The organism is Leptotrichia sp. oral taxon 498 (assembly GCF_002240055.1).
GTDB classification, from domain to species: Bacteria; Fusobacteriota; Fusobacteriia; order Fusobacteriales; family Leptotrichiaceae; genus Leptotrichia; species Leptotrichia rugosa.
This window is the reverse complement of record NZ_CP016753.1, coordinates 151,700-177,136: the sequence shown is the minus strand read 5'-3', so window position 1 is coordinate 177,136 and position 25,437 is coordinate 151,700. Positions and strand designations below refer to the sequence as shown.

Below are 25,437 nucleotides of genomic sequence, written 5' to 3'. Positions count from 1 at the left end.
AAAAGGGGGAAAAATGAGGAAATTAAATTTTATTTTATATGCCATTATTTTTTTTAGTAATACTTTTTCAGCGAAAGTTACGGATTATGTAAATAAAAACGATGCACAAAATATGAAAAAAATATTTATTTATAAAGTGCCGAAGGAAAATAAAAAGATTGAAAATAATAGTATAAATAACAACACACAACAAAAGCAAGTAAAAACTCCTGAAAATAATACATCTAAACAGACAAAACAAATTCCAAAAATGGAAAATAATAAAAAAGAAGTTACAAAAATAGAAAGTTCAAAGATTGAAAATCAGAAAAAAGATGAGATAAAAAATAAGACGGGAGAAATTGAGTTTGAATATAGAGATGTAAAAGAAATTTCTGAAGCATTAAATGGATTTGAAAAATTTGAAGTTATTGGCGTGGGGAATAAAATTATTTTTAGTGGAGATGAAAAGAAATTTGAAGAGATGAAAAAAATAATAAAGTCTTTTGACAGTCCAAAAGAGCAGGTTATAATAAAGGGAACGATAATTGATACAAGTTCAAATTTATTTGAGCGGCTTGGAATTGACTGGTCGATAAATTCAGATTCTGGAAATACTGGAAAAAATAATTTGGTTGCAAAATTTTTAAATGGAGAAATTTCGATTAGTTCGATATTTTCTGCTGGAGGAAAATTTTTGGGAGTTGACTTTAATATGCTAAAAGAAAATGGAGATATAAAAATAGAAGCTATGCCAACACTTATGATTATGGAAAAGGAAGAAGGGGAATTAAAAGTTACGGAAGAAGTGATTATAGGTGAAAAAAAAGTAACTAAAAATAATGAAGATTATATTGAGCCAATATTTTCAGAAGCGGGAATTGTTTTTAAAATAACTCCAGAAATAAAAAAGATAAATGGAATAAAAAAAATATTGTTAAAACTTGATACGGAAATAAGTAATTTCAAATTGACATCAACTTATAGTGCATCTTCTGGTGCAAAACAAAAAAATCAGACACGAACTACGATAACATTGAATGATGGTGGCTCGACATTTATAGGAGGATTGAAACAAAATGTGAGTAAAGAAACACAAAGAAGGGTGCCAATACTCTCAAAAATTCCAATAATTGGACCGCTATTTAAATATAGAAGGACAAATAAAGAAATGAGAGATATTTATATTGAAATTGAAGCTGTTATACAAAATGATAAATCGCTTTTAGTAAATTAGAAATAAAAAATTTTTTTCTAAATTTTTGATGAAAAATATTAAAATATGTTGTATAATAAAAATATATTCAAAAAAAATAAATTTAAAAATAAAAAATAAAAAAACAAAAAATAAAAGAAAGGAAAAAAATGATTTCAATTCGAAGGCTTAAAGAGATACTTGAACGGTTTAAAAGTGTGAGAATTGCTGTTATTGGGGATATGATGCTAGATGAATATCTTATTGGAAAAGTTGGCAGAATTTCTCCTGAAGCACCAGTTCCTGTAGTGAATATTGAGAAAGAACGATTTGTATTGGGTGGAGCTTCAAATGTGGCAAATAACTTAATTTCATTATCAGCTAATGTATCGGTGTATGGAGTCGTGGGAAACGATGCAAATGGTGAAAAGTTTATAAAGGAATTGGAAGTTAAAAAAATTAACTCAGCTGGAATTGTGAAAGACAGTTCCCGTCCAACTATAATTAAAAGTAGAGTTTTAGCACAAGGACAACAATTACTTCGGCTAGATTGGGAAAAAGATATTGATATTTCATCTGAAAACCAAGATAAAATTTTAGAATTATTAAAAGAAGATTTGAAAAATATAGATGCGATTTTGTTATCCGATTATAATAAAGGACTTTTAACAGAAAGACTTTCCAAAAAAATTATAAAACTTTCTAAAGAAAATGGAAAAGTTGTAGTAGTAGATCCAAAACCTCAAAATTTTAAAAATTATGTTGGAGCAACTTCTATAACACCTAATAAAAAAGAGATTTTGGACTATTTTGGAATGAAAAAATTTTCTAGTGAAGAAGAAATTGTAGAAAAATTAGAGCAGTTAAAAAAAGAATTGGAGCTTGAAAATGTTGTGCTTACGAGAAGTGAAGAGGGAGTTTCACTTTTTGAAACGGAACATAAAAGAATACCGACGGTGGCAAGAGAAGTTTACGATGTGACGGGCGCAGGAGATACATTTATTTCAACTTTTCTTTTGGCAAGATGTGCAGGAGCTGATTTATATGAAGCTGGAGAAATTGCGAATATGGCTTCAGGAATAGTTGTGGCTAAAATTGGAACGGCAACTGCAACAAAAGAAGAAATTTTAGATTTCTATGAAACCGTACAAGAACATTTGTAAAATAAAAGGGAGTTTTATTGTGGGAAATTTAAGTGAGATTAAAATTAAAAATTTAATTTATAAAGAAAAGAAAAGGAAGTGAAAGTTATGGCAATTATTGCAGCAATAGAAGCTGGAGGAACAAAATTTATCTGTGGAATTGGAACAGAAGATGGGAAAGTGATTGAAAGAGTTAGTATTCCTACAACAACGCCTGAAGAAACAATGGGAAAAGTTATAGAATATTTTTCAGATAAAGAATTTGATGTGATGGGAGTTGGAAGTTTTGGTCCAATTGATCCTGTAAAAGGTTCTGAAACTTACGGGTATATAACAAAAACTCCAAAACCTTATTGGAGTGATTTTAATATGATTGGAGAACTAAAAAAACATTTTGATGTGCCAATGGAATTTGATACAGATGTAAATGGAGCGGCGCTCGCTGAATCTTGGTGGGGAGCAGGAGAAGGACTAAAAAACGTGCTGTATATAACAGTTGGAACAGGAATTGGAGCAGGAGCCGTTGTTGATGGTAAAATGGTTCAAGGGTTGACTCATCCTGAAATGGGACATATTTTGCTAAAAAGACATAAAGATGATAAATTTGAAGGAAGATGTCCATTTCATAAAGACTGTTTGGAAGGAATTGCAGCAGGACCAGCAATTGAAGCTAGATGGGGGAAAAAAGGATTTGAATTGGCTGAAGTTGACGAAGTTTGGGATATGGAAGCGTATTATTTGGCACAAGCGTTAGTAAATTATATTTTGATTTTATCGCCACAAAAAATTATTATGGGCGGTGGAGTTATGAAACAGAAACAACTGTTTCCAAAAATCAGAAAATATGTTCAGGAATCTTTAAACGGATATGTACAAAAGAAAGAAATTTTGGAAGATATTGATAATTATATTGTCTATCCTGGATTAGGTGATGAAGCTGGGTTTGTCGGATCAATTGCATTAGGAAAAATTGCTTTAGAACAAAAATAAAAAAATACAAATAAAAAATAAAAAAGTTTTTTAAAAGGGGGGAGTTATTGTGGGGAAAATAACTGAAAAGGAACTTTTGACATTTACAAAAAGTGTATATTATTTGTTAAATGGGAAGATTAGCTTGATTGATACACTTACGATTGTTTCTCAAAATTATAAAAGCGAAATGAAAAATAAAATTTTAAAAACTAAAGCACAAATAGAACAGGGAGTCCCTTTAACTAAAGCATTTTATAAAATTGTTAAAGAAAGAGAATTTTTGGAAATGATAAAAATTGGAGAGCAGACTGGAAATTTGGAATTAGTTTTTAAAAATTTGTATCAAAAATATGAGTTTAACCAAAAAATAAAAAAAGATATTATAGGACTTAGTATTTATCCAGTTACGGTTATTGTTACAGCAGTTATAATAGTTGCAATCTTATTAAAATTTGTTGTTCCAAAATTTGTTTCAATTTATTCGGACATTGGACAAGATTTGCCCAAAATTACAAAAACTGTTATAAATATGAGTAAAATTTTTGATAAATATTGGATTGCTTTTTTTGGTGTGATGGTTTTTATATATTTTTTGTTTTTTTATTTTAAAAAGAAAAATGAAGAAGATTTTGAAAAATTTTTTTTAAAATTAAAAATAATTGGGAAGATGTATAAAGATATTTGTGTGTTAAATTTCACAAGAAATATGTATTCTTTAACTAATACAAATATATCGTTTGTGAAATCTTTAGAAATGTGTTCAAATTCTAAAAGTAATGTTTTAAATAAAGAATTGAAAAAAATTATTTCAAAAATTGAAAAGGGGGAAAGTATACAAAAATCATTTAAAAATACAACTTTTTTTGATGTGGAATACAGAAGTTTTTTAACGATAGGCGAGAGAACTGGAAAAATGGAAATTTCATTTTTTAATTTGAACGAAATATATTATGAAAGAGTAAATGAAAAAATTAAATGGCTTTTAAAAATGTTTGAGCCATTTTCGATAATTTTTATCGGAATATTAATCGGTGGAATAATATTTTCGGTTATGCTTCCAATTTTTAAAATGGGAGAAATGCTATAAAAAATAAAAAAGGAAAAATATGATAGAAAATTTTAATGAATTATCAAAATATGCGCAAGATTTGTTTTACTATAAAAATAAAAAATCAAAAAAATATGAGATTATAAAAGAAATAAAAGAAGAAAGTTTGGAGAAAAAAGTACCTATAATTACAGATGATGTACTTAATTTTATGATATTTGCTGCAAAAAATAAAAAGTCAAAAAAAATTTTAGAAATTGGAACTGCGACTGGATATTCAGGGATTTTCTTGGCACAAATTGCAAATGAAAATGGTGGATTTTTGACCACAATAGAAATTGATGAAATTCGTTATAAAAAAGCGATTGAGAATTTCAAAAAAATGGGGATATTTGAAAAAAATAATTTAATTATGGGAGATGCGCTGGAAGAAATACCCAAATTAGATAAAAATGTAAAGTATGATTTTATATTCATAGATGCGGCAAAGGGTCAGTATTCAAAATTTTTTGAAATGTGTTATGAGCTGCTTTGTGAAAATGGAATAATTTTTATTGACAACATTGTATTTCGTGGATTTGTGGCAAAATCTAAGGAAGAAGTTCCAAAAAGATATAAAACGATTGTAAAAAGATTGAATGAATTTATTAAAAAATTAAATGACGAGTATAATTTTGTTTTGCTGCCGTTTGGCGATGGAGTGGGAATAGTCAAAAAATAAAGGTTAGCGGAAAGAAGTGATAAAAATGAAATTTCTCTTGTATAATATACGCTATGGGACAGGAAAATATCTAAATCAGCCATTTAAGCATATCAGAGGATACTTAGGCCGCTCAAACTGGCATATTCACAAAATTGGAAGTCTCATAAATAAATATAAACCTGATATAGTGGGACTTGTAGAAGTTGATTTAGGTTCTTTTAGAATGAAAAGTAAAAATCAGGCTGCCGTCCTTGCGAGAATTACGAGAAATAACAATGTTTTTCAGTATAAATACGAAGAAAATTCAAAATATATGAAATTTCCTATGGTTCGTAAACAGGGGAATGCTTTGCTTTCAAAAAGTGAAATAGTGAAGAAAAAATTTCATTATTTAGACAGTGGAATGAAAAAATTGATAATCGAAGTTGAAACTGAAAAAGTGATAGTATTTTTAGTACATTTGGCATTGGGAGGAAAAACTCGCCAAAAACAAATAGTTCAGCTCTATGATTTGGTAAAGAGTGCGAAAAAGCCTGTGATTGTTGCTGGAGATTTTAATGCTTTTTGGGGATATGATGAACTTGCGATGTTTTTAAAAGCGTCAGGATTAAAAAATTCAAATGTTAATTCACAGCCAACTTTTCCAAGTTGGAAACCTAAAAAAGAACTTGATTTTATACTTTGTTCACAAGAAATAAAAATAAATAATTTTAAAGTTATTCAAACAAAACTTTCTGATCACTTGCCAGTATTAATTGATTTTAATATATTATAATCTTGTAAAAAATCTGAAAAAAAGTTGCAAAAATTCAATAAATGTATTAAAATTATAGTGAAGAACATATTCAGAAAGGAGTTTTTTAGTGAAATCAATAGTAAAAAAATTATCATTATTAGTAATTTCAATTTTGACAGTAACGTCGCTAAATGCCGCTAATTTAGTAGTTAGTGGAAATAAGAATGCAACAAAAATAGATAATGCAAAAATAGCAAAACCTAAAGAGTTGAGAGGTGTGTGGGTTGCAAGTGTAAGTAATATAGATTGGCCGTCAAAACCAGGTCTTAGTGTAGAAAAACAAAAAGCGGAGTTTATTTCAATTCTTAACAATGTAAAAAGTTGGAATATGAATGCCGTATTTGTGCAAATTAAACCAGAATCTGATGCCTTTTATCCATCGAAATACGCACCTTGGTCTCGTTATTTAACTGGAACTCAAGGAGTAAATCCTGGATATGATCCATTAAAATTTATGGTGGAAGAAGCTCATAAAAGAGGAATAGAGTTTCACGCTTGGTTTAATCCTTACAGACTTACTGCGACTGGTGGAAGAGAAAAGTTATCAAGTGAAAGTATTGGTAAGAAAAAACCTGAATGGACCGTGACATATGGTGGAAAAGTTTACTTAAACCCTGGAATTCCAGAAGTTAATAATTATGTTGTAAATAGTATTGTTGAAGTTGTAAAAAATTATGATGTTGATGGAGTTCATATGGATGATTATTTTTATCCATATAAAGTGAAAAATGAAGAATATCCAGATTCTGCACAATATCAAAAATATGGGAAAAAATTCTCGAATGTTGGAGATTGGAGAAGAAATAATATAAATACACTGATTGAAAAATTGCACAAAGAAATAAAAAAAGAAAATCCTAATGTGGAATTTGGAATAAGTCCTTTTGGTGTTTGGAGAAATGATTCAACAGATCCCGCAAGAGGTTCTGCAACGAAAGCTGGAGTTCAAAATTATGATGATTTGTATGCAGATATTTTACTTTGGATGAATAACCACTGGATTGACTATGTTGCACCGCAAATCTACTGGAATCAAGGATTTAAAGTTGCTGAATACAACACTTTAGTAAAATGGTGGAGTAAATATGCAGCTGAAACAAATACTGATTTATACATAGGACAAGCTGCCTATAAAGTAAATGAATGGAAAAATGCAAAAGAATTGGTAAATCAAATTAATTTTAACAGAAATTATCCAGCAGTCAAAGGAAGTATATTTTTTAGCTATAAATCTTTATTGACAAATCCAAAAAATGCGACAAATAGCTTGAAACAAGGACCATATAGTTTGAATAATTAATAAATTAGAGACTTTGTTCTAAAAGTTGAATTTTAGAACAGTCTCTTTTTTTTATTTTTAAACTTTAGAAAAAATTTTTTAAATATGTTATAATATAAAAAAATATAATATAAAAAAAATTATAGAAAAAGGAATTAAAGAAAGATGGGAAAATTAATAATTATTGAAGGAACGGATGGAAGTGGAAAGCAGACACAGACAGAATTGTTATATAAAAAATTGTGTAAATTAAAAGGAAAAGAAAAAATAAAAAAAATATCTTTTCCAAATTATGACAGTAAAGCTTCGGAACCAGTAAAAATGTATCTTGCGGGTGAATTTGGAAAAAAAGCTCAAAGTGTGAATGCTTATGCGGCTTCAGTTCTTTATTCAGTCGATAGATTTGCTTCTTATAAAATGGAGTGGGAAAATTTTTATAACGGTGGAGGAATAGTTGTAAGTGACAGATATACAATTTCAAATATGATTCATCAAGTTCCAAAAATAGATAACGAAATTGAAAAAGAAAAATATTTGAAATGGTTAGTCGATTTAGAGTGGAATAAAATTGGTTTGCCTAAGCCTGATATTGTGTTTTTTTTGGATATTCCTTTTGAAATTAGTGATGAACTTATGAAAAATCGGGAAAATAAAATAACTGGAGAAATTAAAAAGGATATTCATGAAAAAGATAAAGAGTATTTGAGAAAATCATATGAAACGGCAAAAAGCCTTGCACTAAAATATAGCTGGGAAATAATTTCTTGCGTAAATAATGGAAAGTTAAAATCTATTGAAGAAATTAATGATGAAATAATGAAAATTATAAATAAAAAATTATAAAAAAATTATCTTAAAATTTCAGAAATATTTTTATTCCTGTCATTTCAAGATAATTTTTTATTTTATTTAAATAAAATATTATTTAACAAATTTAAAATTTTTATAGTTAATTTGAAGAATTTTTTTCACTGAATTTTTCCAAAATATACAAAGTTAAAGAATTTATTATAAATCCAGGAACGATTTCGTAGACTGTTTTTCCAAGTCCGCTTTGATTCCAGAAAATAACTGTGACAGTTGCGATAAGCATTGAAATTAATATATTTTTCCAATGTAAATTTTTCTTGTATAAAATGAATAAAATAACAGGAGAAAATACAGCTCCAAAACCTGCCCAAGCGTATGAAACTAGTGATAAAACTTGTGAATTTGGATTCATTGCCAAAATTGTTGCAACGATAAAAATTAAAATTATACATATTCTTCCAACCCAAATAAGCTCTTTGTGGCTTTTTTCTCTCTTTACAATGTATTTATAAAAATCTTCCGTCAAAGTATTTGAAGCAACCAATAATTGTGCGGAAATTGTTGACATTATGGCTGATAAAATCGCAGCATACAAAATTCCTGCAACCCAAGGATTGAAAAGTCCGCCAATCATGTAAATGAAGATTTTTTCAGCATCACCTGAAATTGTTTTTATATCAGGATAAAGTGCCATTCCTGTAAGTCCAACTGCAATTGAGCCGACAAGGGAAATGATGACCCACACCATTGCAATAAGCCGTGCTTTCCAAAGTTCATTTACATCTTTAATACTCATAAATTTTACAATTATGTGCGGCTGTCCAAAATATCCGAGTCCCCATCCAAGTCCTGAAATAATGACAGGTAAACTAAGTGCTTCAGGATATTTTAAAAGATTTAAAGAAATATGTTTTTGAACCATGGCAGTTTCAATTCCTTTATTTCCGCCAACTACGAAATATGCAACGACAGGAACGACAATTATTGCAAAAAACATAAGTATTCCCTGAAAGAAATCAGTCCAAACTCCAGCTAGATAGCCACCTAAAAAAGTGTAAATAATAATAGTTCCACCACCTAGTAAAACTCCTAATTTATAGTCAATTCCAAGCAGTGATTCAAATAATTTTCCATTTGAAACCAAACCCGAAGCAGAATAAATTGTAAAGAAAAATAATATTACAATTGCAGAAAAAGTTTTTACATATCCTTTTTTGTCATCTGATTTTCTTGATAAAAATGTAGGAATTGTCAGTGCATCGTGTTCTTCCGTTTGAGTTCTAAGTTTTGGCGCAACGAATTTCCAGTTTAAATATGTTCCGATGGTAAGACCTACAATGACCCATATTTGCTTTAATCCAGATAAATAAACAGCTCCAGGTAGTCCTAAAAGCAGCCATCCGCTCATATCACTGGCTTGAGCTGACATTGCTGTAACCCAGTAACCAACACCTCTTCCGCCTAGCACATAATCTTCGTGTGTATCTGTTTTTGTGTAAAAATATACTCCTATTCCTATTAAAAATAATAAATATATTCCAAATGTTATAAATGTTTCAATTCCAACTGACATTTTTTCTCCTTCTTTTTCTATATATAATTTTTTATTTAGACATCTCAGCAAGTAAAATTCCACCTGCGACAGATACATTCAAAGAATTGATTTTTCCATTTAAGTGAATTTTTACAATTTTATCACAGTGCTCTCTAACTTTTTTTCTCATTCCATTTCCTTCGCTTCCAAGTACAAGACAAACTTTATTTGGATATTTTTCTTCGTAGTAGTAGCACTCTCCATTCGCTTCAGCACCATAAACCATATATCCATATTTTTTTAATTTATCAATTGTATCTGAGATATTTGTAACTTTTACAATATCCATGTGTTCTATCGCTCCTGTCGATGATTTTACGACTGTTTCTGTCACTTTTACACTATTTCTGTCTTGAATGATTATTCCATCAACTCCAAAACATTCAGCACTTCTGATTATTGCACCAAAATTTCTTGGATCTTGAACTTGATCTAAAATTACTATTTTTGATTTTTCTTTTCTCAAAACTTTTTCCAAAAATGCGTTTAGGTCAACATAGTAGTCAAAATCTGAGATAATTGCGACGACACCTTGTGAATTTTCACTTCTTTTGTCGTTATAAAAAACTTTTATATTTTTTTTACTTGCTAAATTTAAAATATTTTTTATAGTTTCTTTTTTAACTTTTTTATAAATTTCAAGTTTTTCAATGTTTTTATCGGATTTTAAAACTTCTGTTACAGGATTAATTCCTATGATTTTTTTCATATTTTTCTCGTTCTCGCTTTCTTTTTGTGATTTATATTAATTATAACAAAAAAAAATGATTTTGTCTTGTTTAAATTTTATCTATTTTAAAGAAAAAAATTAAAAATTTTAGTTTTACTGTTCTTTTACTATGAATTTTAGAAATATTCTATCTAACCATAAAAAATATCATTTAAAAAGCTCGTATAACATCTATACAGCTCAAAAAATTCATTTTTAGTATAAAACCAAAACCCTATGTCTTGAATGAAAATTTTGACTTACAAGAGTTATATGAGTGAATTTGATATAATCAAAATATTTTGTATTAATTATTTTGAATATATGAAGAATTTGAGAAAAATAACCGTTGTCTTTTACAACAACGATTATTTGAAAATATAGCTTTATTTTTTTATAATTTCTATTTTTCCTTCTTCTAATAATTCTAAAATTAACATTTTAAATTCATCTATGTACTTTTTTCAAATTACTTTTCTTAAACTAAGTTTTAATAAATAGAAAACAAGTTTTCAAATTATTTGTCCAAGATTTTGGGTACACTCCAATCCCCTCTATTATTAACTTACCTTTCTTTTTATTTCCTAAGTTCAAACTTTTTTGTATTATTTTAATATAACAGTTCTTTAGCTTTTCACTAAACTATCACTCAGAAATGAAGAAAACTTTATTATATGTTTATAATATCTCCAGATACTGAAACATCTTTTAACTCTTCAAGTTCCGGATTATATCTTTTAATTAAATCTGCAACATATTCACTGAAATTCATTCCTGTTTCCTTTAAAGTCCTGTTCTCTCTGCTGTAATGATATACTTTTAAATCATTATCCCTTGTAGTTATAAAAATGTATTCAGAATTACTTTTTAAGTCAATTATAAAAGGTTTACCATCTCTTCCTTTTCCACGAAATTTATCTTTTTGTACATATTCCTGAAAATCATATTGTAACACTATTCTTTCTCTTATACTCCAGTCATTATATAATGACAATTCTTCTTCTCCTAACAATCCTCCCAAACTTTTTCCTGCTATACTTAAAAATTCCCTGAAATCTCCCTTCACTTCTATATCATATAATTCTTCTATTCCTCTTATCTCATCATCATTGTATCCTGTAAATTCCTTCCTGTTCTTTTCAAGATATCTTTCAAGAAGGATAAAAAGCTCTTTGTTTTCTTTTCTTTCTGAAGATATATATTCCCTTATTTCCCTTAATCCTGTAATTCTTTTTTCAGATGTATCACACTGTACCAGAAGTTCTCCTATTGATGGAATTTCCAATATAGGTTTTAATTCAGGATTGTATCTTTCTACTAAATCAACCATGTATTCATTAAAATCCATTCCAGTATCCTTTATCTTTTCTTCATTCTCATCAAAACAGTATACCTTTAAATCATCATCTGCTGTCCTTATATAAAAATAATAGTTTTCCATTTCTATTGAAAATATGAATGGCTTTCTTTTCAGTTCATCATAAAATACTTTTTCTTCAAAATCTTCATCATCTATAAATCCAAAATAATTTTTTCTTAAGAAAGACTGTATACTCCAAAGTTCTCTATAAAGAATTATTGTATAATCTTCAAGTAATCCTCCTCCACATCTTCCGGCATATTTTAAGAACTCCCTGAAATCTCCTTTTGCTTCTATATCATACAGCTTTTCAATCTTAATTATTTCTTCTTCACTGTATCCTATTGCCTTTCTTTCGTTTTTTTTTAGATATTCTTTTAGTATATCCATGTATCTTTTATTCATCTTGTCTTCCTTTCTCTTACGGATTTATTCCTGTTGTTCCTTCATAAATGGTTATTCTCATATCAGGATTATCTTTTGCAAAATCAAACATTGAAGAATTACAGTTTGGACACATACCTCTCACTTCTTTTGATGTATTCTGGACTCCAATATCTACTTTTACCCCCTTACCTGAATAATTATCCTGAATATAGCTTGCCAGTTTCTTCTCTGCATGGTTTAGATTCGATACTTTATTCCCATTTCGAGAAATCCCTGTATATGTCTTTACTGATTCACTGTCCTTAATAATAACCTTGTACTTCACATTATTAATAGTAACTTCTTTTGGAGCATTCCCATTCCATGCTTTACCATTAACTGATAAAATATTTTCTACTTTACCATCAGTTGTTACAATTTTTGCAGTTGCAATTGATAAATCATCCGCTTTGTAACTTGATTTTAAATATTTTGATTCATGAGTCTTTAGAAAACTTCTTATTTTATCTACATTTAAAACAGGATCTTTTATAGCTTCTAAAGGTTTTATAGAATTAGACATTTTAGTAGCAATATTATTGTATTCTTTCATAGTTAAAAAATTTTGCCCATTAACTATCGCATAATTAGGTGTGATTCCATTATTTATCTCAACCTTGTATACATCATTTAAACCGGAAGTTTCCATTTTTTTAACAGAAGTTACAGTATTATTTACACTCCACTCATTACCTCTACCTAATGTATAATTACCTTCAGAATTTTTTACTGCTGTTCTTGGAATTTCTGGTTTAAGTTTCCAATTTGCATTTTGTGATTCCAATGTATAAATCTTGCTATTATCCTTCACAGGAGGTTCAATACTTTTTTTAGAGCCACTTCCTCCACCTCCGCTATTTGAACCACTTGAGCCATTATTTTGAGACTTAAATTCATAATTTTGAGTACTGTTATTTCTATGAATATTTTCCCTGTTTACAAATGGTGGCACTTCATTTGAAGCCTTTCCTCCGCCATAATTTTCAAGATAACTTCCGTTTCCTATTCTTAAAGTTCTTCCCATTCCGCCTTTTGCTATATCGTCAATTATGTATGCTGGCAGTATGTCTGACATATGTTTTTCTATTGTTATGGTAGAGTTCCCATCTATTTTTTTATGATTTCAACATTTTTGCCTTTTGAACCAGTTATCTCTATATTTGTTGTTATTTTTTCAACAGCATTTGGTTTGGAAGGAGCTTTGTATTCTATAGCAGGAGTTTTTAAATTTTTAGCCGCATTTCCTGCTGTCTGTGTAATTCTTTCAACATTTCTTGTATGGCCTGTAACTTCTGTTGTGCTGGAAGTTGTATTATGTGGCAGTCTCCTAGATACATTTTTTGAAGGTTTTGTCACATTTTTAAGAACTCGGAATACTCCATCAGATCCTTCTTCAAGAACTGTCGCTCCTTTTCTTGTAGCGACGATTATGTTATTTTTTATTATGTGTTAAAAAAAATTTTAATATTTAACTTTGTAATTTAGATAAAATTTCTCTGTATCTTTTTATTACTTCATCTTCTGTCAAAAACTGAATTCCCTTTAATTTATTATGTTCTTTCGATATAATTTCATTTTTACTTATATCATTATTTTGTATTATTTTTTTTAATTTCTTTTTAAAATTTTTCCATATTTTTTTATTATCATGAATCATTTCCAATATCATGTTAATTGAAAATATATCTAGATATTTTAAATCTTTTTCAAACGCACTTATTGTTTTATCTAAAAGATGATTATCTTCTAAAGTTTCAGTTAATATATATAGAATATTCCAGTATTTATCATATTTTAAGTTTATATTCTTCACTTCACTTATTGTTGATAGTATTTTCTCTACTTTTTCTTTTAACCATTTTCTTTCTTCTTTTTTTGAAATATTAAATTTCATATATTGATCAAGATACTCCTCTCTTTGCATATGAAAATAACTTCCATTATAATGTAAAAATATTTTTTTTGCTTCACTATAGTCTTTTATAATCATTATTGTTTCACCGCTTTCCAGAAATCTTTCTTTTTTACATACTCTTGTCACATATGTATTATCTCACAACAAAAATTTCATCTATTTTAAAGAAAAAAATTAAAAATTTTAGTTTTACTGTTCTTTTACTATGAATTTTAGAAATATTCTATCTAACCATAAAAAATATCATTTAAAAAGCTCGTATAACATCTATACAGCTCAAAAAAATCAATATTTGGAATACAGAAAAAATGTAAAAAAACTGCATCTCCTATTTTGTGCCCAAAATTTAGGTGCAATGTAAAATAATTCTCTGACATCTTTTTTCTTTTTTAAAATGTAATTTTTTATTTATTATTTAATCTTTTGACTGCTCATTTTTTTCGTCAATACAACTATTAAAAATTCTTGATTTACACCAATATTCTTTTAGAAATTCATTTTTAAATAATATTTTTAAAGTGTTAATCAATTTTTCTTCATCTTCAGAAAGACTGATATCTTTTTTATGCAATATTTTATTAGGAGTAAATATTGTATATTCAAAATTATAATCTGGAACCCAATAATAACCTTCTTCTTGTTTCATTGAATCAATTTTTTCTATAATTTTAAATATTTCATTATTTTTTTTAGATATTTTTCTTATTTCAAAATTATTATAATGTAGTTCAAGGGAGACTTTATTATTTTCAATTTCCCATTTTCCAAACAAAATATTACTTTCTTTATCTTTCTTTATTATGCAAGTTGGATATAAATTCATATAATATTTTTCAATGTCAAATGAAAAAAAATTTAATACTTTTGATTTTGACTCTTCATCTAAATTATTTAAACAATGAATTTCTGGATAATTGTTTTTCCTAAAATATATCTGAGCTTTTTTTTCAACATAATTTTTAGATTTTAAAACGAAATCATGTGAATAATACATAGTATGATGATTATATACATTATGAATAAAAGTATTTGTTTTTCCATCATAATATAATGGTGTACTACCTGTTGTTAGGTTTTTTAAATAATCTTCATTATCTGAACTATGAAAAATCTGATTGATTATTATTCCCTCATAAGGATAATCAGGTTTTATACCAAATACTTTTTTTTCTTTACAATACATAACATTTATTGAGAATATTATTAATAAAATAACCCTTTTCATTTTTTTAGCTCCGTTTCTTTTAGAATATTCTTTACATTGCCAATTTCATCAAATTCTATTTCAAATTCTTTTTCTAATCCAGAAAATATTATAATTTTTCTTATTTTATTTTTTTCATAATTATAATATTCTATAACCTTTTCAATACCAGTTTTTATATTTGATTGTTCATTCAGATTTTCTCCATATAAATATCTTGCTATATTCAATTTATAAATATTTGCGTTTTTATAAATTTCTTCTCTTTTTATTTTATTATTTTTATTAAAATAAACGATTTTGTTAATTTCTTTCTCCTGATTAAAAAAGATAATAATATTTCCCGATGTTTCTGAAATAGTGATAAAGTCTTTATGATTAACATTTTTTAAGATAAATTCTTCATATTTTAAATCCATTTTCCTAGTAAAATTGTCATCCATTTTTTTAAACTCACTACCCAGTAAATTTAATGAAATTATAAAAACTATAAATTTTTTCATCATTTTACCTCTCTAATATATTTTTTGCAGATTATATTTTTGACGAGTGAATGCATCAGGTTTAAATTTTAACTCTGCATATCCAGTTCTTTTTCTGAAACATGAATTAAATTATCCAATGCCTTTGTAACGTCTTTTATTTTATCTTTAATCTTACTCAAATCTTCTTTCAACTTACCAGGATTAGTAGCATACTCAATAGACTATCTCTCGAACACTGCAATCTTTTGTAACTTCATTAGTTTTCATAACATCCCTATTTATTGGACTTTCAGAAGTTTTATCTATTTCAGCATTTCCAACTACTGTATTTCTAGTTACTTCTTGTTTATTTCTATCATCTTGATTAAATCCAATGTTTGTAACTCTAGGAGATTTTCCTGATGACGTTCCTGATGAAGCTCCTGTTGTTGTCATTGTATCATAGTTTTGCATATTATGTCCAACATACTTATTATGAAAAAAATAGAAAAAGTACGATTATGAGGTAAAACTAATTAATTCAAAACAAATATTATAATTATAGTTTATAGTTCCATTTTGTTATAAAAAATATAAGTGTGGAAAAATAAAATTAATCGTTGTATAATAATATAAAACTAAAAAATTTTTTTTAAAAATTAAAAGTTATAAATTATTAAATTATAAATCAAAAATTGGAAATTATAAATTAGAAAGGCTGGAAAAGAATGAGAAAGAATGAAAAAGTTTGGTATAAATTAGACGCTTTTGCAAAAACTTATTCTTCTATCATAAGTGAAGGTAGAACAACTTGCTTTAGACTTTCCGTTAAATTTTTGGAAAATGTTGACTTGGAAGTTTTACAGAAAATATTACCTTTTTTGGAAAAAAAATATCCATTTTTTAATTCAGAGCTTAAAAAGGGAATTTTCTGGAACTATCTTCAAGAAAAAAATACTGGATTTATGCTTGAAAAAGAAAAAACTTATCCATGTACAAATATTCAAAAAAATAATCCTTTGAGAATAATTTATTATAATAATAAACTTTCGGTGGAAATCGCTCATTTTTTGACTGATGGCGGGGGAGCTATGATATTTTTTAGAGATTTAATAGAAAAATATCTAGAAGAAAAATATTTTTTTGTAAAAAACAAAATGAAAATTTTTGTGGAAGAAAAGAAAAATTTTGAAGAAGTCAAAAATGTTGAAAAAGATGGATATGTAAATTCATATGAAAAGTATTTGCGAAAAGTGAGTAAAGAAGTGACAATAAAATCAGCATTTCATTTGCCGCTAAAGATATTAAAAAAAGGTCAGTATCATATAACGACAGGAGAAATTCTTCTGAGTGAAATAAAAAAAGAAAGTAAAAAACATAACACAACAATTGGAAAATATTTACTCGCTGTTTATTTTAAAATTTTGCTTGATAGATATTCAAGTGCGAAAAATCCGATTGTTATTGGTGTTCCTGTGGATTTAAGAAAAATTTTTTGTGAAAATACTTACAGAAATTTTTTTATGAACATAACACCAAGCATTGATGCAAGTCTTGGGACTTATTCGCTCTCGGAAATCATCACATATTTGGATAATTATTTTGCTCTTAAAATAAATGAAAAGGAGTTTTACAAAAGTATTTATAAAGCGATGAATCCAGTTGAGAATATTTTAATACAAATAGTCCCGTATTTTATAAAGCGAATGTTTTTTCCATTTATTTTTGATTATTACGGTGAGCGGGGATATACGACGGGATTTTCAAATTTGGGAATTTTTAGAACTGAGCCGAAATACAAAAAATATATTTTGGGATTTAGATTTTTGCCACCGCCTAGCAAGAGATGTAAAGTAAAAGTTGGAGTAATTAGCGATACAAAAAAAATATATATAAACTTTGGGAATCTGACTACAAATTACGAAATAGAACGAGATTTTTTTATTTATTTGCGAAAGCGGGGAATAAGGTCAAAAATTATAACAAATCATTAAAAAAAAATAAAGAAAGGAAAATGAGATGTATTGTGTAAAATGTGGCGTAGAACTTGAAGATGGCGTAAAAAAATGTCCTCTGTGTGAAACTCCTGTACCACAGTTGGACGATTTAGAAAAAATCAGTTATGAAAGTGAGTATCCAAAAATAAACATAAATTTTTATGAATTGAGAATGAAAAAAATAAAAAAAACGGTATTTTTGTCTTTTTTTTCAATTTCAATAATTCCAATTTTAGAAGTATTTTTTCAGAATATGATAATGTACCATAAAATGAAATGGGCATATTACACAATTCCGTCAATTTTAATTTTTGATTTATTTTTATTTATTTTACTTGATTCTTATAGAATGAGAACAAATTTATTTATTAGTTTTTTTGGACTTAGCAGTTATTTTTTGATATTGGATTATGGAAATAAAGTTTTGACTTGGAGCTTAAAATTAGGAATTCCGATTGTTGTGGCATTTACTGTAATTGGATTAATTTTTTCATTTGTTTGGGACAAGCATAAATCAGATAAATTAAAAATATTAAATTTTTTTATCTTTTTTGTCGGAATATTTTTATTGGTGTTGGAATTTATAATAAGCCGGAAAATGACCTGGTCAATATTTTCATCAATTCCGCTTTTTATTCTAAATATACTTTTAAGATATTCATATAAATCGTATAGGGAAGAATTTAAAAGAAGATTACATTTGTAGTTAAAATATATTTATTAAAAAATATAATGAAATAAAATATTTAGAGGTAAATAAAAGAATTTCTAATTTAGGTTTCTTATGTAATCTATGAAATTATTAAAATAAAAATTTTTCAATATCCTTTTTTAAGCAGAAGTGCTCATCGCTGCACCCCTGCACCCCGGCTAGTCTTCGTCATTTTTATGCACTGACAAAAAACTCGCACTAATCGTGCTCAAACAGTTTTGTCAGCACATAAAAATGCTCCGACGGTTTAAATTTTACTACTATATAAAAGTGTCGTGATTTTTTTGGAGTAAAGACGACTGTTTGAACGAAGTGAGTTTCGGCTTTACTTCAAAAAAATTCTTAGACGAGCGTGGGGATTATAAGGGGAAATGGCGGTCCTTTCCCCTTATGTAAAAAAAGAAAAAACTATACTAAACAAAATAACATCTTGTAATTAAGGATAACTTTAAAAAATTTGAAATTAAAAATCTAGCTTTAAATATTTTTCTTTGTTTTAAAAACATTTGTATTTGCAAGAAAGAATTTTTAGTGATATAATAAAAAAAATTAAAATTTGAAATAGGGAGAAATCAAATGAAAAAAATAATTTTAAATTCTTTAATTTTACTTGCAATAGTTTCTTGTGGGAATAAGACTAAAAGTAAAACTGAAGAAGTAAAAGGTATAGATAAAAAATATTTGGAATATATTGACAGTTTAAAATCAGAAAATGATTTAAAAATCAGAATGGGTGAAGAGCCAATTACAATCGTTGGAAAAAAATTGAAAGTTGGCGACAAAATAACTCAAGTTCCATTAGTTGTAAATGCAAAATTGGAGGAAAAAAATATTTTTGATGATAAGAATATAAAAGTTTTGTATACAGCGCCTTCTTTAGATACAAAAGTTTGCTCAATTCAAACCAAAATTTTAAATGACGAGGCTCAGAAGAATCCAGATATAAAATTTTATTCAGTTACAGAAGACACACCATTTGCACAAGCTAGATTTTGTACTGAAAACGATATAAACGGGATAAAAGCTATCTCAGACTTTAAATATCATCAATTCGGTCTGCAAAACGGTTTATTTATTAAAGAAAAAGGTCTTCTTACTCGTGCATTAATCATTTTGGATAAAGATAATACTGTTAAATATATAGAATATGTACAAGATGAAAAAAATGAGGCTGACATAGACAAAGCATTAGCTTTTTTACAAAAAATGAAAAAATAAAATATAAAGTGAAAATATAAATTTAAAATTGGTAGTTTGTATTGCCAATTTTTTTTGTATTATATATTATTATTTATTTAAAATTTTTTTGTGGTTCACAAATTTTATTAAAAATGATATAATAAAAACAGTCATAAAAAGAAATGAGAAGTGAGAATATTGAATATTACATTATATAGAAAATATCGTCCTCAGAATTTCGATGAAATAGCGGGACAAGAATTTGTGACTCGTGCCATAAAAAATTCTTTGAGAGAAAATAAATTATCACACGCTTATTTATTTAACGGACCTCGTGGAGTTGGGAAAACTACGATTGCAAGACTTATTGCAAAAGGGGTAAATTGTTTAAACAGTGAAGATGTGACAGATTCTCCTTGCGGAGTTTGCGAGAACTGTGTTGAAATTAGTAAAGGGATTTCTATGGACATGGTGGAAATTGACGCGGCATCCAATCGTGGAATTGACGAAATTAGGGAGTTAAAAGAAAAGATAAATTATAGACCCGTAAAAGGAAGAAAAAAAATTTATATAATTGATGAGGTTCATATGCTCACAAAAGAAGCATTCAATGCACTTTTAAAGACATTGGAAGAACCGCCGTCACATATAATATTTATTTTGGCTACAACTGAAATTGATAAAATTCCAGATACGGTTATTTCACGATGTCAAAGATATGATTTTTTACCAATTGATAAAAAAGATATAATAAAATTGTTAAAAAAAGTTGCTTTTAAAGAAGATATTGAAATTGATGAAGAAAGTCTGGATCTGATATATCAAAAGTCTGAAGGAAGTGCAAGAGACAGCTTTTCGATTTTTGAGCAAGTTGTGTCAAACTATTCTGGAGAAGCAATTGATATTTTAAAGACACAAAAGGCATTGGGAGTCGTACCTGAAATTCTTTTGAGAGAGTTTTTAGATTTAATCTTTCTCGCAAATAAAGAAAAACTTGTCGATTTTATTGATAAAATATGGGAAGACGGAGTTGTAATTGAAAATTTTTTAAAAGATTTTGCTTATTATTTGAAGGAGCAGTTTAGAAAAAGTAAAGATATTAAAGTAAATTTTTTACTCGATACAATAAGTTCAATTTATTTTACATTAAATGAATTTAAGTATGAAGAGGACAAAAGACTGCTTGGATATGTTTTGATTCATGAGTTATATAAAAATAATAGAGTTAAAGTTTTAGAAAAAAAACTAGAAAATTTTGAAAATCTTGATGTTGATGATGAAAAAAACTCATATGGAAACTCAAAAACTTTTGACTCAGAGGAAGCAAATGAAACTAAAAAAAGTTTTGAGAAAAAAGAAAAAGTTGATGACATTTCTAAAGAAAAAGAAGAGATTGTAGAAGAAGAATTGGAGTCTGAGGAAAATATTAATATTTCTATTTTTAGAAAAAAAATTAGAAGAATAATGTCTGAATTGAAAAATTTGAATACAGCTTTCTCAATTTATTTTCAAAATGCAAATTTTTTGAAAGTGGAAAAAAATATGCTCTATGTGGAAGTTGAAAATGACTTTATTAAAAATAAAATTATGGGGGAAGATAAGAAGGAAATAGAAGAAGTAATAAACAAAATTTGCAAAACTAATATTGAAGTGAAAGCCGTAGTTTTAAAAAATAAAGTTAAAAGTGAGAGCCAAAAATTTTTGGATAAGATGACGGATTTTTTTGAGGGAGAAATTTTGAAGCGAAAAAATAAAGAATAAAAAAATTAAAAACAAAAATAAATAAAAAGGAGATTTTTAATATGAAAATTAAAGTAATTTTGACAGAAACAATTAAAGGAATAGGAAAAAAGGACGAAATTATTGAAGTAAAAGATGGATATGCCAATAACTTTTTGTTAAATAAAAATAAAGCGGTTTTGGCAACGCCAGAAAATATTAATAAATTGCAGAAAAAAAATGAAAAAATAGAAAAAAATCACGCAAGAGATGTAAAAGAAGCAAATGAATTAAAAAATATACTTGCAAAAAAAGAAGTTGTGCTAAAAGTTAAAGCTGGAGAAAATGGAAAAGTTTTTGGTTCAATTGGAGCAAAAGAAATTGCGGAAGCGATAAAAGAGCAATTAAATATTGAAATTGACAAAAAGAAAATTTCAAGTAATACAAGAGTGAAAGATTTGGGACTTCACATAGTTGAATTAAAACTTCATTCGGAAGTGAAAGGAAGCATAAAAGTAAAAGTTGAAGCAAAATAAATTTTTTAGGGGCAAAGGGGAAGAATGGATATAGATGATTTGAATTTGACTGATGAGAAAGTAAATGGCTTACCCGAAAAAACATATAGTATAAAAGCTGAAGAAGGATTGATTGGATCAATATTTTTAAAACCAAAAATTATGTCTGAAATTTTGGAAATCGTAAATGAAGAAGATTTTTATAAGGGAAGTCACAAAATATTATTTAATGAGATGAAAAAGGCTCACGAGAGTGGGAAAATTATAGAAGTTCTCGTAATTATCGAACTTTTGAAAAAAAATAATCTTTTGGAAGAAGTCGGTGGAGAAGACACCATTTATGATTTTACAGAAGTTGTTTCAACAGCGGCAAATGCGACAACTTATGCCAGAATAATAAAAGAAAAATCAATTCAAAGACAGCTTATTGATGTTGGAGAAGAAATTATAAAATTGTCGCAAAATAGTTATAATAGTATAGAAAAGATCATAGATGATGCCGAAAAGAAAATCTTTGAAATTTCTAAAAAAAAGCAGCATCAGGAAATCATAAAAGTTGGGGAATTAGCGGATAAAAAATTAAAGTTATTGGATGAATATCAAAATTCGACGAGTGAATTAAGTGGAATACCTACAGGATATTCTGCTTTTGACCAGATGACGGGTGGTCTTCATGGATCTGACTTAATGATTCTTGCGGCTAGACCAGCTATGGGGAAAACAGCGTTCGCACTAAATCTTGCGATAAGTGTCGCAAAACAAAATAAGCATGTTCTGGTATATAGTTTGGAGATGGGAAATGAGCAGCTGTTTGACAGAATTTTATCAATTACTGCGGGGATAAGGTTGAAATCATTAAAAGATAATATGCTCAAGAGTGAAGAAATGTATAGAATGGGAGAAGTTTTTGGTGAGATTACTGAAATGCCATTTTATATCTCAGATTCCGCAAGTGTAAATATGATGGAATTAAAGTCAACGGCACGTAGATTAAAATCGGAAGGAAAACTTGATTTTCTTTTAATTGATTATTTGCAGCTTATAAGCCCGCAGGAAGGCTATAGAAAAAGCAGAGAACAGGAAATATCAGAGATTTCCCGTTCACTAAAACTTCTTGCAAAAGAGCTAAATATACCAATTTTGACTTTGTCACAGCTTTCTAGGGGAGTGGAGCAGAGAAATGATAAAAGACCGATGTTATCTGACTTGAGAGAATCTGGAGCAATAGAACAAGATGCGGATATGGTAATGTTTTTATATCGTGACAGTTATTACAAAAAAAATAATTTTGATGATGAAGAAGAAAGTGAATCTTCTAACAGTGATAATAATAACAATAGCGAAGAGAATGAAAAAGGTGAAGAGGTGGAATTAATCATTGGAAAACATAGAAGCGGACCAATTGGAACAGTAAAATTATCATTTGAAGCTTCGTATCAAAGATTTTTGAATATAAAGAGTGACAAATATTTACCGCCGTCTGAATAAAAAAATTTGGATACGACAAACAATTAAAAAAATAAGGAGAAGAGATGAAAAAGAGAAAAAGAGTAGAATTACTAGCACCTGCTGGAAATATGGAAAAGTTGAAAAGTGCTTTTCATTTTGGAGCGGATGCTTGTTTTATTGGAGGAAATGCCTTTAATTTGAGAGGAATGTCCTCTAATTTTAATAACAAGGAATTAAAACAAGCTATTGATTATGCTCACAGCTTGGGAAAAAAAGTGTATGTGACACTGAATATTTTTGCTCACAATGCAGAAATTGAATATATGCCAAGATTTATAAAAAAACTGGAGGAATATGGGGCAGATGCGGCAATCGTAGCCGATCTTGGAGTTTTTCAGCTAGTTAGAGAATATGCGCCAAACTTGAGAATACATGTCAGCACACAAGCCAATAATACAAACTGGATGAGTGTCAAAACTTGGAAAGAGATGGGAGCTAAAAGAGTTATTTTGGCAAGAGAAATGTCACTAAACGAAATTAAAAAAATTCGTGAAAAAGTGCCAGATGTTGAAATAGAAGTGTTTATTCATGGGGCGATGTGCATGACTTATTCGGGAAGATGTTTACTTAGTAACTATTTTACCGGAAGAGATTCCAACCGTGGAATTTGTGCACAGGATTGTCGTTGGAACTATAAAGTTATTGCTGAAGGGCATGAAGAAACTGGGGCGCATGATATTATAGAAAATGAAGATGGAACATTTATGTTTAATGCAAAAGATTTGTGTACGATTGAATTTATTGATAAAATTATTGAAGCAGGAGTGGATTCGCTAAAAATTGAAGGAAGAATGAAAAGTATTTATTACAATTCAACAGTTGTAAAACAGTATAAAAGAGCATTAGATTCTTATTATTCAGGAAGTTATAAATTTGATGAAGACTGGCTAAAAGAGCTTAAAACAATTAGCCACAGACAGTATTCAAATGGGTTTTTCTTGGGGCCTACAACTGAAAAAGATCAAAATTACAAGACTGGGCTTTCATATAGTCAAACATACAGATTGATTGCAAATGTGTTAGAAAAAGTTGATACGAATAAATATAAAATTCAAATTAGAAATCAAGTCTTTGCAACGCAGGAATTGGAACTTGTGAGACCAGAATCAGAAGTTGTAAAATTTAAAGTAAAAAACTTTTTCAATACAAAAAAAGAAAAGTACGAAGATCATGTGAATCCTAATACGATTGCAATTATAGAAACTGAAGTTGAAATGGGACCGATGGATTTATTAAGAATAAAACTTCCAGAAGGAAAGTCAGATAGCGATATGGATAAAGAAAATTTCTAATTTTAAATTTTTATAATTTTTATTTAATTGAAAATTTAACAAAATAAAAGCAAAATTCAGAAAAATTATCTATCTTAATCTATTTATAATTACTTTTTATCTAAAAATTATTATAAAAAAAAGATAAAAGTGTATACAAATTTTAAAAAATAAGGTATAATAATTAGAACGAATTGAAATTTTTTTTATGAAATTTCTGACAAATTAAAATAAAAGTGGTGATAAATGATGAAAGAAAAAATATTGGTTGTGGAAGACGACCCAAAAATTTCAAGACTTCTTGAAATTGAATTAAAATTTGAAGGTTTTGATGTTTTTTTTGCATATGACGGTAAAGAAGGTTTAAATATGGCTAAATATGGTTCATATGACTTAATCTTGCTAGATGTAATGCTTCCAAAAATGAGCGGAATGGAAGTTTGTAAAAGGGTGAGAGAAACTTCGCAAGTGCCTATAATTATGCTTACAGCTAAAGATGAAATAAGTGATAAAGTGGTTGGATTTGATTATGGAGCTGACGACTACATGACAAAGCCATTTTCAAATGAAGAATTACTTGCAAGAATAAAAGCTTTATTAAGAAGAACTAAAAAAGCGGTCGATCACAAAGGGCTTTTTGAATTTGAAGACCTGACCATAAATTATTCGACTTATGAGATTTTTAGAGGTTATGGAAAAGATTTGATTCAGCTGTCTAAAAGAGAATTTGAATTACTTGACTTTTTAGTTCTGAATAAAGGGATTGTTTTATCGAGAGATAAAATATTAGAAGAAGTTTGGGGATTTGATTATATTGGAAATGATAACATTTTGGATTTATATATCAAATATTTGAGAGATAAAATTGACAGACCTTACGAAAGAAGATTTATTCAAACCGTGAGAGGAATTGGATTTATCTTTAAATAAGGGGTTAAA

25 protein-coding genes are annotated in these 25,437 nt (G+C 27.8%); 16 read left to right on the top strand and 9 right to left on the bottom strand.

Going from position 1 to position 25,437, the window contains the following annotated elements:
* Positions 1 to 13: 13 nt before the first annotated feature.
* The 8 genes from BCB68_RS00730 (at position 14) to BCB68_RS00695 (ending at position 7,957) form a co-directional block, all read left to right on the top strand.
* Positions 14 to 1,216 carry a type II secretion system protein GspD gene (locus tag BCB68_RS00730; protein WP_094079094.1) on the top strand — a complete coding sequence of 401 codons (1,203 nt, stop codon included), beginning with the start codon at positions 14 to 16 and terminating at the stop codon, positions 1,214 to 1,216.
* Between the two features lie 128 nt (positions 1,217 to 1,344).
* Positions 1,345 to 2,337, top strand: coding sequence for a D-glycero-beta-D-manno-heptose-7-phosphate kinase (gene rfaE1 / locus BCB68_RS00725; RefSeq protein WP_094079093.1), 993 nt, complete (start codon positions 1,345 to 1,347; stop codon positions 2,335 to 2,337).
* Between the two features lie 87 nt (positions 2,338 to 2,424).
* On the top strand, positions 2,425 to 3,306 hold the full coding sequence (locus BCB68_RS00720) for an ROK family protein (protein ID WP_094079092.1): 882 nt from the start codon (positions 2,425 to 2,427) through the stop codon (positions 3,304 to 3,306).
* 49 nt (positions 3,307 to 3,355) lie between these two features.
* Complete coding sequence (locus tag BCB68_RS00715) at positions 3,356 to 4,375, top strand: type II secretion system F family protein (RefSeq protein WP_237048653.1); 1,020 nt, start codon at positions 3,356 to 3,358, stop codon at positions 4,373 to 4,375.
* Between the two features lie 19 nt (positions 4,376 to 4,394).
* Complete coding sequence (locus tag BCB68_RS00710) at positions 4,395 to 5,057, top strand: O-methyltransferase (protein WP_094079090.1); 663 nt, start codon at positions 4,395 to 4,397, stop codon at positions 5,055 to 5,057.
* A gap of 25 nt (positions 5,058 to 5,082) precedes the next feature.
* Complete coding sequence (locus BCB68_RS00705) at positions 5,083 to 5,814, top strand: endonuclease/exonuclease/phosphatase family protein (protein WP_094079089.1); 732 nt, start codon at positions 5,083 to 5,085, stop codon at positions 5,812 to 5,814.
* Positions 5,815 to 5,902: 88 nt separating this feature from the next.
* Positions 5,903 to 7,135, top strand: a complete 1,233-nt coding sequence (locus BCB68_RS00700; protein ID WP_094079088.1) for a glycoside hydrolase family 10 protein — start codon at positions 5,903 to 5,905, stop codon at positions 7,133 to 7,135.
* A gap of 144 nt (positions 7,136 to 7,279) precedes the next feature.
* Positions 7,280 to 7,957, top strand: a complete 678-nt coding sequence (locus BCB68_RS00695; RefSeq protein WP_094079087.1) for a dTMP kinase — start codon at positions 7,280 to 7,282, stop codon at positions 7,955 to 7,957.
* 106 nt (positions 7,958 to 8,063) lie between these two features.
* Here the strand turns inward: BCB68_RS00695 and putP are convergent, their stop codons facing one another.
* The 9 genes from putP to BCB68_RS00650 all read right to left on the bottom strand — a co-directional run bounded on the left by putP (position 8,064) and on the right by BCB68_RS00650 (position 16,070).
* Positions 8,064 to 9,497 carry a sodium/proline symporter PutP gene (gene putP / locus BCB68_RS00690; protein WP_094080730.1) on the bottom strand — a complete coding sequence of 478 codons (1,434 nt, stop codon included), beginning with the start codon at positions 9,495 to 9,497 and terminating at the stop codon, positions 8,064 to 8,066.
* Positions 9,498 to 9,528: 31 nt separating this feature from the next.
* The gene (gene rlmB, locus BCB68_RS00685) at positions 9,529 to 10,227 is read right to left on the bottom strand and encodes a 23S rRNA (guanosine(2251)-2'-O)-methyltransferase RlmB (RefSeq protein ID WP_094079086.1); all 699 of its coding nucleotides are present in this window, start codon (positions 10,225 to 10,227) and stop codon (positions 9,529 to 9,531) included.
* A 670-nt stretch (positions 10,228 to 10,897) separates the two neighbouring features.
* Positions 10,898 to 11,992, bottom strand: coding sequence for an SMI1/KNR4 family protein (locus tag BCB68_RS00680; RefSeq protein ID WP_094079085.1), 1,095 nt, complete (start codon positions 11,990 to 11,992; stop codon positions 10,898 to 10,900).
* Between the two features lie 16 nt (positions 11,993 to 12,008).
* Entirely contained in the window at positions 12,009 to 13,088 is a 1,080-nt protein-coding gene (locus BCB68_RS00675) for a hypothetical protein (RefSeq protein WP_094079084.1), read from the bottom strand.
* 32 nt (positions 13,089 to 13,120) lie between these two features.
* A complete protein-coding gene (locus tag BCB68_RS00670) occupies positions 13,121 to 13,369 on the bottom strand; it encodes a hypothetical protein (protein ID WP_094079083.1) in 249 nt (82 codons plus the stop codon).
* A 112-nt stretch (positions 13,370 to 13,481) separates the two neighbouring features.
* Positions 13,482 to 14,003: a hypothetical protein gene (locus BCB68_RS00665; protein WP_157697329.1), complete on the bottom strand. Its 522-nt coding sequence runs from the start codon at positions 14,001 to 14,003 to the stop codon at positions 13,482 to 13,484.
* A 340-nt stretch (positions 14,004 to 14,343) separates the two neighbouring features.
* On the bottom strand, positions 14,344 to 15,153 hold the full coding sequence (locus BCB68_RS00660) for a hypothetical protein (RefSeq protein ID WP_094079081.1): 810 nt from the start codon (positions 15,151 to 15,153) through the stop codon (positions 14,344 to 14,346).
* Positions 15,150 to 15,635: a hypothetical protein gene (locus tag BCB68_RS00655; protein ID WP_094079080.1), complete on the bottom strand. Its 486-nt coding sequence runs from the start codon at positions 15,633 to 15,635 to the stop codon at positions 15,150 to 15,152. The genes BCB68_RS00660 and BCB68_RS00655 overlap by 4 nt, the downstream gene beginning before the upstream one ends.
* 195 nt (positions 15,636 to 15,830) lie before the next feature.
* Positions 15,831 to 16,070 (bottom strand): hypothetical protein, encoded by a 240-nt coding sequence (locus BCB68_RS00650; protein ID WP_094079079.1) that lies wholly within the window; start codon positions 16,068 to 16,070, stop codon positions 15,831 to 15,833.
* Positions 16,071 to 16,324: 254 nt separating this feature from the next.
* Between BCB68_RS00650 and BCB68_RS00645 the strand changes: the two genes are divergently transcribed.
* The 8 genes from BCB68_RS00645 to BCB68_RS00610 all read left to right on the top strand — a co-directional run bounded on the left by BCB68_RS00645 (position 16,325) and on the right by BCB68_RS00610 (position 25,428).
* Entirely contained in the window at positions 16,325 to 17,590 is a 1,266-nt protein-coding gene (locus BCB68_RS00645; RefSeq protein ID WP_094079078.1) for an alcohol acetyltransferase, read from the top strand.
* Positions 17,591 to 17,615: 25 nt separating this feature from the next.
* Positions 17,616 to 18,299, top strand: a complete 684-nt coding sequence (locus BCB68_RS00640) for a DUF6320 domain-containing protein (protein WP_094079077.1) — start codon at positions 17,616 to 17,618, stop codon at positions 18,297 to 18,299.
* 582 nt (positions 18,300 to 18,881) lie between these two features.
* Positions 18,882 to 19,523 carry a thiol peroxidase gene (gene tpx / locus BCB68_RS00635; protein ID WP_094079076.1) on the top strand — a complete coding sequence of 214 codons (642 nt, stop codon included), beginning with the start codon at positions 18,882 to 18,884 and terminating at the stop codon, positions 19,521 to 19,523.
* Positions 19,524 to 19,682: 159 nt separating this feature from the next.
* Positions 19,683 to 21,245: a DNA polymerase III subunit gamma/tau gene (gene dnaX / locus BCB68_RS00630; protein ID WP_172826452.1), complete on the top strand. Its 1,563-nt coding sequence runs from the start codon at positions 19,683 to 19,685 to the stop codon at positions 21,243 to 21,245.
* A 41-nt stretch (positions 21,246 to 21,286) separates the two neighbouring features.
* Positions 21,287 to 21,739: a 50S ribosomal protein L9 gene (gene rplI / locus BCB68_RS00625; protein WP_094079075.1), complete on the top strand. Its 453-nt coding sequence runs from the start codon at positions 21,287 to 21,289 to the stop codon at positions 21,737 to 21,739.
* Positions 21,740 to 21,763: 24 nt separating this feature from the next.
* Positions 21,764 to 23,206 (top strand): replicative DNA helicase, encoded by a 1,443-nt coding sequence (gene dnaB, locus BCB68_RS00620; RefSeq protein WP_094079074.1) that lies wholly within the window; start codon positions 21,764 to 21,766, stop codon positions 23,204 to 23,206.
* 44 nt (positions 23,207 to 23,250) lie between these two features.
* The gene (locus BCB68_RS00615) at positions 23,251 to 24,519 is read left to right on the top strand and encodes a peptidase U32 family protein (RefSeq protein ID WP_094079073.1); all 1,269 of its coding nucleotides are present in this window, start codon (positions 23,251 to 23,253) and stop codon (positions 24,517 to 24,519) included.
* Positions 24,520 to 24,747: 228 nt separating this feature from the next.
* Positions 24,748 to 25,428, top strand: a complete 681-nt coding sequence (locus tag BCB68_RS00610; RefSeq protein ID WP_094079072.1) for a response regulator transcription factor — start codon at positions 24,748 to 24,750, stop codon at positions 25,426 to 25,428.
* The last annotated feature ends 9 nt before the right edge of the window (positions 25,429 to 25,437 follow it).

Bases quoted from the DNA above. Each gene is read 5' to 3' on its own strand.
- BCB68_RS00730 (WP_094079094.1), top strand. From the start codon at position 14: ATGAGGAAATTAAATTTTATTTTATATGCCATTATTTTTTTTAGTAAT.
- rfaE1 (WP_094079093.1), top strand. From the start codon at position 1,345: ATGATTTCAATTCGAAGGCTTAAAGAGATACTTGAACGGTTTAAAAGT.
- BCB68_RS00720 (WP_094079092.1), top strand. From the start codon at position 2,425: ATGGCAATTATTGCAGCAATAGAAGCTGGAGGAACAAAATTTATCTGT.
- BCB68_RS00710 (WP_094079090.1), top strand. From the start codon at position 4,395: ATGATAGAAAATTTTAATGAATTATCAAAATATGCGCAAGATTTGTTT.
- BCB68_RS00705 (WP_094079089.1), top strand. From the start codon at position 5,083: ATGAAATTTCTCTTGTATAATATACGCTATGGGACAGGAAAATATCTA.
- BCB68_RS00695 (WP_094079087.1), top strand. From the start codon at position 7,280: ATGGGAAAATTAATAATTATTGAAGGAACGGATGGAAGTGGAAAGCAG.
- putP (WP_094080730.1), bottom strand. From the start codon at position 9,497: ATGTCAGTTGGAATTGAAACATTTATAACATTTGGAATATATTTATTA.
- rlmB (WP_094079086.1), bottom strand. From the start codon at position 10,227: ATGAAAAAAATCATAGGAATTAATCCTGTAACAGAAGTTTTAAAATCC.
- BCB68_RS00680 (WP_094079085.1), bottom strand. From the start codon at position 11,992: ATGAATAAAAGATACATGGATATACTAAAAGAATATCTAAAAAAAAAC.
- BCB68_RS00675 (WP_094079084.1), bottom strand. From the start codon at position 13,088: ATGTCAGACATACTGCCAGCATACATAATTGACGATATAGCAAAAGGC.
- BCB68_RS00665 (WP_157697329.1), bottom strand. From the start codon at position 14,003: ATGATTATAAAAGACTATAGTGAAGCAAAAAAAATATTTTTACATTAT.
- BCB68_RS00660 (WP_094079081.1), bottom strand. From the start codon at position 15,153: ATGAAAAGGGTTATTTTATTAATAATATTCTCAATAAATGTTATGTAT.
- BCB68_RS00655 (WP_094079080.1), bottom strand. From the start codon at position 15,635: ATGAAAAAATTTATAGTTTTTATAATTTCATTAAATTTACTGGGTAGT.
- BCB68_RS00650 (WP_094079079.1), bottom strand. From the start codon at position 16,070: ATGCAAAACTATGATACAATGACAACAACAGGAGCTTCATCAGGAACG.
- BCB68_RS00645 (WP_094079078.1), top strand. From the start codon at position 16,325: ATGAGAAAGAATGAAAAAGTTTGGTATAAATTAGACGCTTTTGCAAAA.
- BCB68_RS00640 (WP_094079077.1), top strand. From the start codon at position 17,616: ATGTATTGTGTAAAATGTGGCGTAGAACTTGAAGATGGCGTAAAAAAA.
- tpx (WP_094079076.1), top strand. From the start codon at position 18,882: ATGAAAAAAATAATTTTAAATTCTTTAATTTTACTTGCAATAGTTTCT.
- rplI (WP_094079075.1), top strand. From the start codon at position 21,287: ATGAAAATTAAAGTAATTTTGACAGAAACAATTAAAGGAATAGGAAAA.
- dnaB (WP_094079074.1), top strand. From the start codon at position 21,764: ATGGATATAGATGATTTGAATTTGACTGATGAGAAAGTAAATGGCTTA.
- BCB68_RS00615 (WP_094079073.1), top strand. From the start codon at position 23,251: ATGAAAAAGAGAAAAAGAGTAGAATTACTAGCACCTGCTGGAAATATG.
- BCB68_RS00610 (WP_094079072.1), top strand. From the start codon at position 24,748: ATGAAAGAAAAAATATTGGTTGTGGAAGACGACCCAAAAATTTCAAGA.